This window comes from Nitrosomonas nitrosa, from assembly GCF_003051105.1.
Taxonomy (GTDB): domain Bacteria; phylum Pseudomonadota; class Gammaproteobacteria; order Burkholderiales; family Nitrosomonadaceae; genus Nitrosomonas; species Nitrosomonas nitrosa.
This window is the reverse complement of sequence record NZ_QAOO01000001.1, coordinates 115,236-129,072: the sequence shown is the minus strand read 5'-3', so window position 1 is coordinate 129,072 and position 13,837 is coordinate 115,236. Positions and strand designations below refer to the sequence as shown.

Here is a 13,837-nt window from a genome sequence, read left to right as displayed (position 1 = left end):
TAATTGTAACGAGAATCGCTAGCCAAATTTTTTTGTTAATTTGATCTCAATAACTTGATTATTTTTATATGATAGAGGAAGAATGCGTTGGTAATGGTAAATTATTTCAATTGGAATTTTATGAGGTAACCTTAAGACTAGGCTGATAAAATTAGCATAAGATAGTAATAAGTTTTCCTGACTACGTTTTAAAAGGGATTAGATAAAATGCTTACAAAATATATTGACTATCAGGATGGGGATACTCAATTAGAAGGTTATCTTGCTTATATTGAGGCAGATAGTCCTAGACCGGCTGTTTTGATTGCACATGATTGGAGTGGACGACGCGAATTTGCGTGCAAAGCGGCTGAACGCGTAGCGGCAATGGGGTACGCGGGATTTGCGTTGGACATGTATGGCAAAGGTATTGTAGGTCGCGATGGCGACACTGAGGGAAATGCAGCATTGATGAGTCCTTTTGTGAGCGATCGGGCCTTGCTGAGGCGCAGAATTAATGCCGCTTTGCATACAGTGCGCGGCTTGTCACAAGTGGATGCAACCAAAATCGCTGCTATGGGTTACTGCTTCGGTGGCATGTGCGTACTGGAGCTTGCTCGATCTGGCGCCAATATCAAAGGCGTCATCAGTATCCATGGCCTTTTTATGCCCGGCAATGTACCTAATGAGCGAATTACCGCAAAAGTACTTTGCTTACACGGCCATGACGATCCCATGGTCCCCCCTGAACAGGTATTGGCTTTTGAAAAGGAAATGACTGAGGGTGGAGTCGATTGGCAAATACATATTTATGGTGGCACCATGCATGCCTTTACTAATCCGGCAGCAAACAATCCAAGCTTTGGGACAGTCTACAACGAAGTTGCCGCCAAACGGGCCTATCAATCCATTGCTAACTTTTTGGCAGAGCTTTTCCAATAAAGTATGTGATCTCTAATACCAACAAAAGTATACGCTGTCGAATGGCTTGAACCAGCAAACAAGCCTTTCCAAATGGTAACGAGTGTTCGTGATATACATTAACTACGTGCGGCATACCCTTAATTGCCAGTGAAAGGAGAAGAGTTAAGGTTAAAAATAGTCTAGAAGCTTTCATTCTCACGCAAATATCGCCATTGACCCTTCGGTAAATTACCCAGCTTGATCCTGCCTATGCGGACACGCTTGAGGCCGATCACATTAAGTCCGACTAATTCACACATTCGGCGAATCTGGCGCTTTTTACCTTCTCGCAGAATGAAGCGTAGCTGATCCTGGTTCTGCCATGATACGTGCGCGGGCTTGAGCGGACTGCCATCAAGGGTTAAGCCATGATTGAGCAATCCTAGCCCCCTACTATCCAGTTTACCCTCCACACGTACCAGGTACTCCTTTTCAATTTGAGAATCTGTACCGATCAGTTGCTTGGCGATGCGACCGTCCTGTGTAAGCACAAGCAAGCCAGAAGAATCGATATCTAGCCGTCCTGCGGGCGCTATCCCACGCAACTGGGCTGAAGAAAACTGTAACGGTGCGGAATCATTCTTGTCGCGAGCAGCCGCGGTAATAAGCGTCACTGCAGCCTGATAGCCGTGTTCTGCTTGGCCAGAAACATAACCGATCGGCTTGTGCAATAAAATGGTGACACGCTGATTTTGCCGAGCTTGCGCTCGCTTATCGAGTGCGATGCATTGGTTGGCATAAATCTTAACACCAAGTTCAGAAATTTTAACACCATCGACGTATACCCAACCGCGTTCGATAAAATCATCCGCTTCGCGCCTGGAGCATAACCCGCGTTCAGACATGATTTTGGAAAGCCTTATTTTTTCCACAGCACCTCTTGGAACATTGATGCGCTACTTTCTCGGGTTTTTCTTACTGAAGTAACTAAGGAGCATGACCGAGGAAGGGCTTTGCGCGGTTTTAAACGTGCTGTTTTACTCTGGTAGTGTAAAAAATTGCGCATACCACCTCCACACTTTTTTTGCAGAAAAACAGTGTTTCACTCCTGGACATACCTTAAAAATTCTCGTATCGATTGATATCAAACACTCCTGCTTTCAAAGGCTGCTCCGATTTCTGCCAGGCTGTGATGTCGTGTAGGATTTCCCAGAATTGGGGGTGCGTACGTCGAATCCCCCATGTCTTAACAATTTGTTCGAAATCTTCCGGCTTCCCAGCAACACGTAACATTGACACAAAATTTTCCATCTGAGTAACAGGAACGTCAAAGATAAAGTTAGGATAACTGCCCGTAATTCCGGGGTAGACTGTAAGATTATCCTTCTTAGGTTGATAACGCAGCTCTTCCCCCAACATAAAGGCGACATTGCTATGCGCCCGATTCCGCAACACCGTATAAACGGTACGCCCCTCTTCCTCATGCGTGACCCGGATGAAGGTTACTTCAGGAAGCTGCATTATGCCAATAATTTCAGTGGCAGGACGAGCTGCAATACTCGCTAGCGCCTGATCAGATTGCTGAATCCAGAGAGGCCGATCAACTCGGCTACAGTTTTTTTCTTGGCAACGATTTAACGGGTCGAGTGCCATCGCATTAATTAAGTGGAAGCGATCGAGGATACGCGACATCAGTTCTTGTTTCGGCTTTTCCGTGATAAAACGTTCAGCCGCTGGCGATTCATCATCGATATCTTGGTAAACGATACCAAACTTTAATTTCCCCAGATCCTGGTACCAGTCATCTAACAAGGTTTTACGGTGGCCGGCAGGTATCAAGCGCAGAAAATTATGCTCGGAGCCATTGCGTATGAGGTCGAAATAAAGCCGCGTCAGCAATTGATGAGCAACATTACCAAATACATCGAAATTGACCACTAACTCATAATAAGTCCTTTCCAATAACGGATAATCTATCCACCATATGGTCTGTGGAATATCACCCACGAGCCCTTTCACAACTGACGCACTGTTGTGATGACGGAAAATGGTCAATAGCGCATTTTGATTTTGGCCATCTCCGTCCCAAATATGGGTGAGCGAAGCACCACTTGGTTGTCGCAATACATACTGCTTCTGACGTTTTGCCAAATAATCGTTACGGCGTCCAAGATACCGCATCCAGTTGTCGCCTGCTTTTAGCAGGTCGTCGTTCTGCCCGGGCAATCCGAGCATAGGTGTGACTTCCTCCCGATAAGCCTCATCTGTAACGTAAAGGTCAGATTCAGGTGCTTGAAACAATGTCCAGAAGTGGTCGCGGATCACATCGGTTGCAATCTGGCCACGGCATACTGGGCCATGAATGAAGGTGCGTACGAAATATTCCGCTTCATCCAGCATAAATTGATAGCGTGCGTAAGCCGGTATTGCAGCAAATGTCACAAATGGATTGGCACGCTCGGTATAGGTATAGCCTGGCAACTCACCTACAGGCCAGTATTCGCTGAAAAACAATTCGTCGATCCGCTGTTGCTTTGCCCGATCCAGAGGGTAGGTAATGCGCCGCTTATGTACGATACTACCTATAACCGGCCGCAATCGATAAAAGAATGGCCCACCCGGATCATCATTTGGGCTAACGGTTGCAATCGGATTAATAGCTTTACCTGGAGGGGTTGATGAGCGCAACAATTCGAAAAAACGCAGCTCACCCTCCTGATCTGGAAAGTATAAATACGCTAGAAACAAATGTTCAAATAACCAGCGTGCAACCAACCGACCTCGTTTATCTTCCCGATTAAATAGCGATTCCCATGCACCAATAGCCTGTTTCTCGCCCTCGGTAAGGATAATAGTTTCCTTTGGAACCATTGCGCCTTGTTCCAGCCAGCCAGCCATAAGCGCATATTCCAGATCACTCAGTCCAGTGGTGGCAAAAGGCATCCCTTTGAGTGGATTTTCCCGAGCATAATCCGGAAATCCATCGCTGGAAACACAATGATTTTTATGCGTAATACCCAATTCAATTGAATCCGGCAGTTTACTGTTCGGTGGGAAAGGATGCTGCTTTGCCAACCTAAGCATGCTTAACATGAGGGGAAGTGACTGTTCATTTTCAGCGTGAAGCACCGAAAAGAATCCCCTCTCCCGCCAGCCATCTATCGTCAATTCATCGATACCTAATCGGGTGGGCGACATGGCCTCAGTACGTACACCATCATATATTTCTTCATGAATCGCGCCACGCAACAATCCCTCGGTATTTTCCAGTTTGAGCTGGCAAGGAGCGTCGAAGCAGCTGTGACAAGCAAGACATTTGGACTCAAGGATAGGCTGAATTTCTTTTGTATAGGATACCCGTTGCTTGACTGGTGCAGGCAGAACAGAAGCCGGTATTGGGTTGCTATCCGATATCGAACCACTCATAATCAGAAACAAAAATAACAAAGAAAGGAGACCAAACAGATACAACAACGGACGTAACACACGCATCGGCTAAACTCTGCTTTTTTCAAATGAGCAAAAATTCTACAGCATGGTCAGTTTTATCGGAAGCACAGTATTGTCTTTGTAGAGAGCTCGTAATAAGTATTACGGCCTCCTGCAAGACCGGATATCATAGATAGCTTTCCAAATTAACAGCTTAGAACTGTCTTTTCTGATTGAAGTTTGAGCTTACGACTTGGAAGAATAATCCTTCGGGGGAAGGGGCTGCGGGAAGAACTAATGAAATAAACAGAACTGCTCTACACTGTTCTCCCTCACAGTTCATTGTCTGGCGAATTTGTCGCTAAAGACGATAGTAATACGCCAAATCAGACGTAATCAAATACAAACCATTAATATAAACCGTACCATGTTTAATAAGCTTCACAGCCACCGCATGAATACGATCGGCATGTTTTTTATATGTATACATTGCTATTTCGCGAGTATCCTCAGTATTCTGAAAATAATCATTGATAGCTTCTTGGGTAATCCCACAATAAAATCGTAACGAACCACAGGATGCAACAAACATAATAATGCTATCGTGGGTGCAATTGGCTGGAATCCACTCAGGTTCAGAAAACCTCCATTCAGAGTATAAAATCGTTTCATCCATATCCACTCGTTGTTTATGATTTTTATTTTTATTTACTTCATATCGGAAAAAAATGACTAAGCTTGAATAAAATTTGCGCCATCCAAGTCTATCTTGCAGCACATCTAGCGCCGCATTAGATAAACTATTATTCATCAATTTAATGCATGGCTAATGAACGATTACACGAACAATTTAGCTATATTTAAATAATCATTGATGATGCCTTGAATAATCGATAACTTAAGAGAGGGTGCCATTAGAACTGAACCCGATCGAAATGGCTATACACGGTGATTTTTCTTCAGCAGGTAAAAAAGATTTGGCTGGTAAGATGCTGGTAAAGATAATGTCTTACAGCAAGGTATGAGGCATTTATATTTCAGTTTTGCAGAATACTGGGGCAAAAGCGAAACACCCCTGTTATCCCAAGCATTGCATTATTACTTCAAATATATTTCGATGTTAAAGCTGTATTAATTAATTTCAATGTTTATCTAGCAAAGGACTACCGCCAGAAAAGTATTCATTTGAATCGTTTCTAACGGCTACGGTGTCGATCCGCTGCCTTGCAACATCTCGATAGCATGCTGGCGGGTAGTGTCCGTTATTTTCATCCCACCCAACATACGCGCAATTTCTTCGACACGTTCTTGCTCGGTTAATAAACGAATTGCACTCACCACACCGCCAATATTCGATTGTGCTGCCTTGGAAACCTGCCAATGCTGCTCTCCCATCGAAGCAACCTGGGCTAAATGAGTAATACAAAATACCTGTCTGGTTTTCCCTAATTGCCTGAGAAGTTTTCCGACAATTTCTGCGACGCGGCCACCGATACCTGCATCCACTTCATCAAATATCAAGGTTGGTGCTGTACCCACCTGGCTGGTAATGACTTGTATCGCAAGGCTGATGCGTGATAATTCGCCACCTGACGCAACTTTGGCTAGCGGCCGGGTTGGTAAATTTTTATGTGTTGAAACCTTAAACTCAACTTGTTCGAGTCCATGCATACCACCCTGTGCGCCGTCAGGATCAACAGGATTTAAAACGATATCAAAACACCCTCCCGCCATGGCCAGTGTCTGCATTGCTTCCGTTACCTGCTGAGCAAGTTTCGCTGCAGCTTCTCTTCTTTTGCTGCTGAGCTTGTTGGCAAGTTTGTCATAAGCATGCTTGGCTGCTGATACGGCTTCAGTGAGGCCAATCCCATCGGTATCATTACTGAGCGTCTGTAATCGCTGAGTCAGCTCCAGCAGCAATTCTGGTAACGCCTCCGGCAGGATACGATATTTTCTAGCCAATGCATGGATGGCTGTGATTCGTTCCTCCACAACATGCAAGCTTTGCGGATCGAGGTCTAGGGATTGCTGATAGTGCTTCAATTCGTACACGGCTTCCTGCAATTGCACTTGAGCTGACTCAAGCAAATCATAAGGCGATTTGAGATCATGATCTATATCGAGTGACTGATGCAAACGGGCCAGTACCATACGCAATTGCTCCAGCACCGCCAATTCGTTTTCCGACAATACGGCCAAACTGGATTCGATGGTTTCCAGCAAACTGGCCATGTGCGTCAAGCGATTGTGGTCGGTTTGTAATTGTTGCCATTCTTCAGGAGAAAAATTCAAGGTGGAAATTTCTTGAATTTGCCAATCTAATTGCGCGCGTTCCTGCAAAAATTGCGCACTATTTTGCTGCCAAATCACTAACTGTTGATACAGTTGTTGCCACCGCTGATAAGCTGCAGCGACCTCCTTGACCAATTTTTCGTTGCCTGCGTACCCATCTAGTAGCTGACGCTGAGTATCGTTACGCAATAACGATTGGTGGGCATGTTGCCCATGAATGTCTACCAGATATTCGCCTGCAGCACGCAGCTGTTGCAATGTCACACTGTGACCATTGATAAAGCTGCGAGAGCGACCATTGATGTCGACGATACGGCGAATGAGGCATGCGTTCGGATCACCCTGCAAATCCTGTTCCTGCAGCCAATTCTGCATCACTGGCAATGCACTGATATCGAACTCTGCAATGATTTCAGCACGCTCACAGCGATGACGGATCTGCCCTATTTCACCACGCCCACCCAAAGCCAACATTAGAGCATCAATCAAAATGGATTTTCCAGCACCCGTCTCACCGGTCAAAACTGTAAAACCTGATTTGAAAGTCAGTTCAGCCAGATCGACAATCACAAAATCACGAATAGTCAAATGGACTAGCATTGCCGCCTATCAATGATTCTTTTGGGGAATACCACTCCACCCTAGCTTTTCCCGCAACATACGGTAAAAGCTATGATCGACTGAATGCAACAATTTAACCGTCTCGGAAAAACGCCGCACGACAATTTTGTCATGCTCCCCCAAGTCAAACCAGGAATGACTGTCTGCATAGATTTTAGTTTCGGTCGTGTAACGTACTTTAATCTCAATCGAGGCATCCGGCGCAACCACGATGGGGCGGTTACTTAAGGTATGCGGACAAACCGGCACCAGTTCGATCAAATCCAGACCAGGGTGAAGAATGGGACCACCTGCAGAAAGCGCATACGCTGTCGAACCGGTGGGTGTTGCCACAATCAGCCCATCGGAACGCAGCGAATAGACATATTCATTGTTGATTCCCACTTCGAATTCAATCATCCCGCTGCTGATTCCTCGATGCACGACCACGTCATTGAAAGCTAACGCCCTAAATACACAGATTTCATTTCGTAGCACCTCGGCTGACAAGAGCATTCGCTGTTCTGTCACGAATTGTCCATCCAGCATTGCACCAAGTGTTTCTATCATAGTATCGACCGTCAAATCAGTTAAAAAACCAAGCCGACCTTGATTGACCCCCACCAAAGGCACGTTAAACGGCGCAAGAATCCGCGCAATATTGAGCATCGTTCCATCTCCACCCAAAACGACTGCAAGATCGGCTTGTGCCCCGATTTCCTCCAATGTCAGTACTGGATAGTCAATTTTGCCGATATGCGCGGCAGTCAATTGGTCCAGCACGACCTCAAAGTCGCGGCTGATCAAATAATTCGCTAAACTCAATAACGGGGCGAGGATATCTGGATTCTTATGCTTGCCGATCAAGGCAATTTTTTTGAAAAAAGCGCTCATTGAAACAAAATATGATTTGAAATATCAAATGTCCTTAGAAAAATTTGCAATACCAACGCAGCATAGCTGAAAGGCAAAAAATCTGAAAGGTAAAATATTACTCAGTTAGTCATTGGAAGCGCGATAAACCGCGCATGATGATTTTTCTCGATAGTAATCTATTGACGGGATAAGACAGAATTTTATCTTACAACATCCTCTTCCAGTAGGATTGAATCGTGTAGAATAAACAGATGCTTAACGAACGTACCAAAATTTTGCTCAAGACTCTGGTTGAACGCTATATTCATGATGGCGAGCCAGTTGGTTCCCGTTCGCTTTCGAAATTTTCAGGTTTGGACCTCAGCCCTGCCACGATTCGTAATGTCATGGTCGACCTTGAAGAAATGGGCTATGTCACAAGCCCTCATACATCAGCAGGAAGGATTCCGACAGCGTTAGGCTACCGTTTTTTTGTCGATAGCTTGCTGGTAGTCAAATCGTTGGATAGCAAAGAAGTCTCTCTTCTGGAAAATCAGATGCATCCCGATAACCCATCAAGGCTCATCAATGTCGCATCACAACTGCTTTCGGAATTGACTCGGTTTGCAGGCGTAGTCATCACACCTAAACGTTCCGGCGGTGCCGTCTTCCGTTACATTGAGTTTATGGCGTTGTCCGAAAAACGTATTCTGCTCATCATGGTTACGCCAGAAGGCGACGTGCAGAATCGCATTATTTTTACTGAAACAGCGTACAGTCAATCAGATTTGATTGAAGCAAGCAACTTTTTCAATCAGCACTACGCAGGCTGCACAATAGAAGAAATTCGCAGCCGGCTTCAAAATGAATTGAAGCAATTACGTTCCGACATGACCAAACTCATGAATACGGCGATTGAAGTAAGCAGTGATGTCATCCGGGAAAGTAGTGAAGCAGTCATACTTGCTGGCGAGCATAAACTTCTCGACGTCAAAGATCTCTCCGATAATCTAGCCAATCTCAAAGAATTATTTGAATTATTTGAGCGCAAAACTAAACTGCTTAGGCTGATGGAATTAAGTCGTCAGGCGCATGGCGTAAAAATTTTCATAGGTGGAGAATCTGATGTCGCTGTCTTGAACGAAGTCAGCGTCGTCACCGCCCCCTATGAAATCGAAGGAGAAGTCGTTGGGACAGTCGGTGTCATCGGCCCAAGGCGCATGGCTTATGAACGTGTGATTCCTATCGTCGACATTACCGCCAAATTGCTTACCAGCGGACTATCACAAAATTAATCAACAATTCGTAAACTGTGTCTATGCGAAGCCACATAGGTATAAATTAAATGACCCTGTCTCCAGAACCCGCTTATCAGCACGGCACACTCAGTAAAATAGGTGTGTTATTGATCAATCTGGGAACACCCGACGCCCCTACGGCTAAAGCGCTACGGCCTTACCTAAAACAATTTCTCAGCGATCCGCGTGTAATAGAAATTCCCCGGTGGATTTGGTGGTTTATCCTGAATGGCGTTATTCTCAATACACGTCCTAGGAAATCAGCAGAGAAATATGCGCAAATCTGGATGCCAGAGGGCTCTCCACTAAAAGTCCATACCGAACATCAAACCAAATTACTGGCACGCACTTTGGAGGAACGTATCAAGCCCGCTCCTGTTGTTGAATATGCCATGAATATTGGCAATCCCTCAATCGCCGATATTTTGCATCGTATGAAAGATCGAGGTTGCGACCGTATCTTAGCATTTCCATTGTTTCCACAATACGCGGCCAGCAGCACAGGATCAGCCATGGACAGCCTTTTCTCTGAGTTGAAGAAAATGCGTAATATCCCAGCTATCCGAACGGTTAAGCATTTTCATGATCACCCAGGCTATATAGCCGCCCTGACACAAAATATCCAAGACTACTGGGCGGCCAATGGCAAACCCGATAAGCTCATTATCAGTTTCCATGGTGTACCCCGCAAAACGCTCGACAAAGGCGATCCCTATCACTGCGAATGCCAGAAAACTGGCAGACTGCTAGCAGAAGCGCTAGAACTCGATACTGAACAATACCAAGTCTGCTTTCAGTCCCGCTTCGGTAATGCGAAATGGTTAACACCTTATACTGCCGTGGTACTCAAGGAACTTGGCAAATTGAAAACACAGCGTGTCGATGTCGTATGCCCAGGGTTTGTCGCCGATTGCCTAGAAACACTGGAAGAAATTGCGATCGAAGGAAGAAAAACCTTTATAGAGGCGGGTGGCCAGGAATTTCATTTCATTCCTTGCCTCAATGAACATAAAGACTGGATCAAAGCGTTGAGCGATATGGTCTACACCCATCTGCAAGGGTGGCTGGAATCAGAATATACCGAAGAAGAGGCCGAACAATCACGCAAACTGGCACTCGAAATGGGCGCAATTGACTAAACTATCAGAAATAAACAATCATTCATTTGATTATAGCGCTCCCCTAAGAGGCGTAAGATTCGGTAAGAAAAATCAGTTTAGAAGCAGTTGCTCGATCGTAAGCCGATAAATTTCTGATAACCGCTCTATATCCGCTACCTCGACATACTCGTTGAGTTTATGAATAGTTGCGTTGCATGGCCCAAATTCAACTACCTGAGAGCAAATATCGGCGATAAAACGGCCATCCGACGTACCGCCTGTAGTAGAAAGCTCTGGTTCGATGGCAGTCACCGTTTTAATCGCCATGCCAAGCGCATCAGCAAGCTTTCCTCTGGGTGTAAGATAGGGCTTACCAGACAGCGACCATTGCAAATCATAATCAAGCCCATGCCGATCGAGGATGTCATGAAGGCGCTGCTTGAGCGACTCGACTGTGCTTGCGGTCGAAAAACGGAAGTTAAACAGTAGATTGACTTCACCAGGTATAACATTGGTCACACCGGTTCCACCATGAATATTTGATATATGCCAGGTCGTCGGTGGAAAATACTCATCCCCTCGGTCCCATTCGGTTTGTGCAAGTTCTGCGATAGCCGGTGCAGCCAGGTGAATGGGATTCTTGGCGAGATGCGGATAAGCGATATGTCCTTGTATCCCCCTGATTGTCAGATTTCCTGATAAAGAACCTCGACGTCCATTTTTGATGGTATCGCCGAGTTTCTCACTACAGGTGGGTTCTCCGACGATGCAGTAATCGATCGAATCTCCACGCGCTTTAAGTGTTTCCACTACCTTGACGGTACCCTCTACCGCTGCACCCTCTTCGTCTGATGTGATCAGCAAGGCAATCGATCCCTGGTGCTGAGGATGTGCCTGAATAAATCGCTCTATAGCCGTAACACAAGCTGCGATTGAAGTTTTCATATCGGCTGCTCCACGCCCGTAAAGTCTGCCATTCCGTATCGTGGGAATAAAGGGATCACTCACCCATTGTGCCAACGGGCCTGTCGGAACGACATCGGTATGCCCGGCAAAACAAACAATTGGCCGTGTACTACCTCTACGTGCCCATAAGTTATCCACTTCGCCATGGCGCATACTTTCAATGCTAAACCCGATTCTTTTGAGTCGATCGATCAAGATCGCCTGACATCCATCATCAACAGGCGTTAGAGAACGGCGAGCAATCAGCGTTTGAGCCAGCGCCAACGTGTCAACAGACATAATATTTTTCCTTATTTTTTGGTTAACTTAACAACATCTACCAGAATCATGCATATCCCTGCCGACCAGGTTTCAAGAAGGAGGCACTAAATGACGCAAGGCATTGCGGCCGCGTTCCCCGAGAAAAAAATCCTTGATGAAAGGGTGATCGATCCGGATAATTTCCTGCAGTTGACCTAATCCAACGAGACGTTGGTCGGCCAGTACTGCGATGCGCGAAGATATCGCAGCCAAGGTATCCAGATCATGTGTGACCATTACGATCGTGAGAGTAAGTTCTTGACGGAGTGTTTGAATTAGCTCGACAAAACTTTCGCTCAGCCCCGGATCGAGACCAGCGGTAGGCTCATCCAAAAATAACAGCTCCGGGTCCAGCGCTAGCGCACGCGCCAATGCGACCCGCTTGATCATTCCACCTGATAATTCAGCAGGCCGTTTGTTAGCATGCTGCGGATCGACATCGACCATATCCAATTTCAGCATTACCAAATCACGTATCATCTCGTCATCCAGGCAATGCAACTCTCGCATGGGTAATGCAATGTTGTCGTAGACAGTCAATGCACTAAAAAGCGCTCCTTGCTGGAACAATACACCAGAACGATTGCGTAAGCTTCTCAACAATTCGAGATTACAGTCGTAGCGGGAGTAGCCAAAAATCTTTATATTCCCTTGTACAGGTGTTTCCAGTCCTAGCATTTGCCGCAACAAGGTCGTTTTACCGCTGCCCGACCCCCCTACCAATGTCAACACCTCGCCACGATAAACGCTTAGACTGATATCTTGGTGAATTTCGTGGCTACCAAAGCGCGTATATAGACCCTCAATCTCGATCACACGATCTTCGCCCATATCATTCATTATCTCGGAATCTTGAGACCTACGTTTGAAAAAACCACCGCGAAAATTGCATCGATCAGAATGACAGCTGTAATGGACGTGACAACAGAATTGGTTGTGCCTTCTCCCAGGCTTTCGGTATTGGGTTTGATACGCAAACCAAAATGACAGGCAATCAAAGCGATGGTCATTCCACAGACAACACCTTTACCTAACCCTATCCATAAATTCGCGACAGGTACGGCATCCGGCAGGCTGCTTAATGCGTAATTAAAATTAAGTCCAATCTGCAAATCGGCTGCTAAGATACCACCCAGCAGAGCCACTGCGCTCGTCCAAAGCACCACCAGTGGCATTGCAATCCCCAGTGCAATAATTTTGGGTAACACTAAACGTAAACTATGGGGAATCCCCATTACGGTAAGTGCATCCAATTCTTCAGTAACGCGCATGACACCAAGCTGAGCGGTCATTGAAGATCCTGATCGCCCCGCCACCAGTATCGCTGCAAGCATCGGACCTAACTCCCGAATGATACTCATTCCCAGAATATTGATGATAAAGACATCGGCACCGAAAGTATGGAGTTGTTCAGAAGTCAGGTAACTCAGAACAATCCCGATAAGAAAACCCACCAATGCGGTAATTCCGAGCGCCTGTGCTCCCGTTCTAAACAAGTTAGCGGAAATCTCTCGAAATGGGATCTGTCTCGGGTGTCTGATCAAATACAGAATATCCAGCAAAACCTGTCCAGAAAGCGTAATGATGCCGAGCAAATGATCCCAAAACAAAAAAAAGCGTCTGCCAAGTGTCAGGACAGGCCAGAGAAGATCGCGACGCTCAGATTTAGGTGCCGGATGAGCTTTTTCTAAATGAACAAACAATTTTTCCTGATCGGGACGTATCGACAATCGAGATGGATATTGTTTTCCCCACGCGCGCCAAATCAGAACCGCGCCAGCATGATCCATTTGCTGAATGTTAGTCAAATCCCAGTGAAGCTCGGACTGCGTAGCAAAATATTTTAGCCGGCTAGCTACTTTTAGCAATTCTTGATCCAGAGCGATCAAAGTGTAATGGCCAGTCAGTTTGATACTCGAAGCACCATTTGAGGTACTCAATTGATACCAAGGTGAGATTTCTTCACTAAGACGATTGGCTGACATGGTTATAGATGTACGCCCAAAAAATAGTGGGGCTCGCTGATAATTGATACATTTAAAATATTACAAGAAAAAATTAGCTAAAGATTTTATGCTCCCGCCTGCGTACTGAATCAATCACCCAATAAGCCAC

At 45.7% G+C, this 13,837-nt stretch carries 11 protein-coding genes; 3 read left to right on the top strand and 8 right to left on the bottom strand.

The window, feature by feature from the left end; translation table 11 throughout:
• The first annotated feature begins 207 nt into the window (after positions 1-207).
• Positions 208-921: a dienelactone hydrolase family protein gene (locus tag C8R30_RS00610; RefSeq protein ID WP_090666018.1), complete on the top strand. Its 714-nt coding sequence runs from the start codon at positions 208-210 to the stop codon at positions 919-921.
• Between the two features lie 161 nt (positions 922-1,082).
• Here C8R30_RS00610 and C8R30_RS00605 read toward each other — a convergent pair whose 3' ends face one another.
• The 5 genes from C8R30_RS00605 to C8R30_RS00585 all read right to left on the bottom strand — a co-directional run bounded on the left by C8R30_RS00605 (position 1,083) and on the right by C8R30_RS00585 (position 8,097).
• Positions 1,083-1,787 (bottom strand): pseudouridine synthase, encoded by a 705-nt coding sequence (locus C8R30_RS00605; RefSeq protein ID WP_244887956.1) that lies wholly within the window; start codon positions 1,785-1,787, stop codon positions 1,083-1,085.
• Positions 1,788-2,001: 214 nt separating this feature from the next.
• Complete coding sequence (locus C8R30_RS00600) at positions 2,002-4,374, bottom strand: fatty acid cis/trans isomerase (protein WP_107789264.1); 2,373 nt, start codon at positions 4,372-4,374, stop codon at positions 2,002-2,004.
• A gap of 298 nt (positions 4,375-4,672) precedes the next feature.
• Positions 4,673-5,122: a DUF1488 family protein gene (locus C8R30_RS00595; protein ID WP_090666012.1), complete on the bottom strand. Its 450-nt coding sequence runs from the start codon at positions 5,120-5,122 to the stop codon at positions 4,673-4,675.
• 392 nt (positions 5,123-5,514) lie between these two features.
• Complete coding sequence (recN, locus tag C8R30_RS00590) at positions 5,515-7,203, bottom strand: DNA repair protein RecN (RefSeq protein ID WP_107789263.1); 1,689 nt, start codon at positions 7,201-7,203, stop codon at positions 5,515-5,517.
• Positions 7,204-7,212: 9 nt separating this feature from the next.
• Positions 7,213-8,097, bottom strand: coding sequence for an NAD kinase (locus C8R30_RS00585; protein WP_090666008.1), 885 nt, complete (start codon positions 8,095-8,097; stop codon positions 7,213-7,215).
• A 233-nt stretch (positions 8,098-8,330) separates the two neighbouring features.
• On the opposite strand from C8R30_RS00585, the gene hrcA reads away from it, so the two are divergent.
• Positions 8,331-9,353 (top strand): heat-inducible transcriptional repressor HrcA, encoded by a 1,023-nt coding sequence (gene hrcA / locus C8R30_RS00580; protein ID WP_107789262.1) that lies wholly within the window; start codon positions 8,331-8,333, stop codon positions 9,351-9,353.
• 50 nt (positions 9,354-9,403) lie between these two features.
• Positions 9,404-10,495 carry a ferrochelatase gene (gene hemH, locus C8R30_RS00575; RefSeq protein ID WP_090666003.1) on the top strand — a complete coding sequence of 364 codons (1,092 nt, stop codon included), beginning with the start codon at positions 9,404-9,406 and terminating at the stop codon, positions 10,493-10,495.
• A gap of 72 nt (positions 10,496-10,567) precedes the next feature.
• Here the strand turns inward: hemH and dapE are convergent, their stop codons facing one another.
• The 3 genes from dapE to C8R30_RS00560 form a co-directional block, all read right to left on the bottom strand.
• On the bottom strand, positions 10,568-11,701 hold the full coding sequence (gene dapE, locus C8R30_RS00570; protein WP_090666001.1) for a succinyl-diaminopimelate desuccinylase: 1,134 nt from the start codon (positions 11,699-11,701) through the stop codon (positions 10,568-10,570).
• A gap of 72 nt (positions 11,702-11,773) precedes the next feature.
• Entirely contained in the window at positions 11,774-12,562 is a 789-nt protein-coding gene (locus C8R30_RS00565) for an ABC transporter ATP-binding protein (RefSeq protein WP_420812375.1), read from the bottom strand.
• Positions 12,562-13,707 carry an MlaE family ABC transporter permease gene (locus tag C8R30_RS00560; protein WP_090665999.1) on the bottom strand — a complete coding sequence of 382 codons (1,146 nt, stop codon included), beginning with the start codon at positions 13,705-13,707 and terminating at the stop codon, positions 12,562-12,564. The genes C8R30_RS00565 and C8R30_RS00560 overlap by 1 nt, the downstream gene beginning before the upstream one ends.
• Between the last annotated feature and the right edge of the window lie 130 nt (positions 13,708-13,837).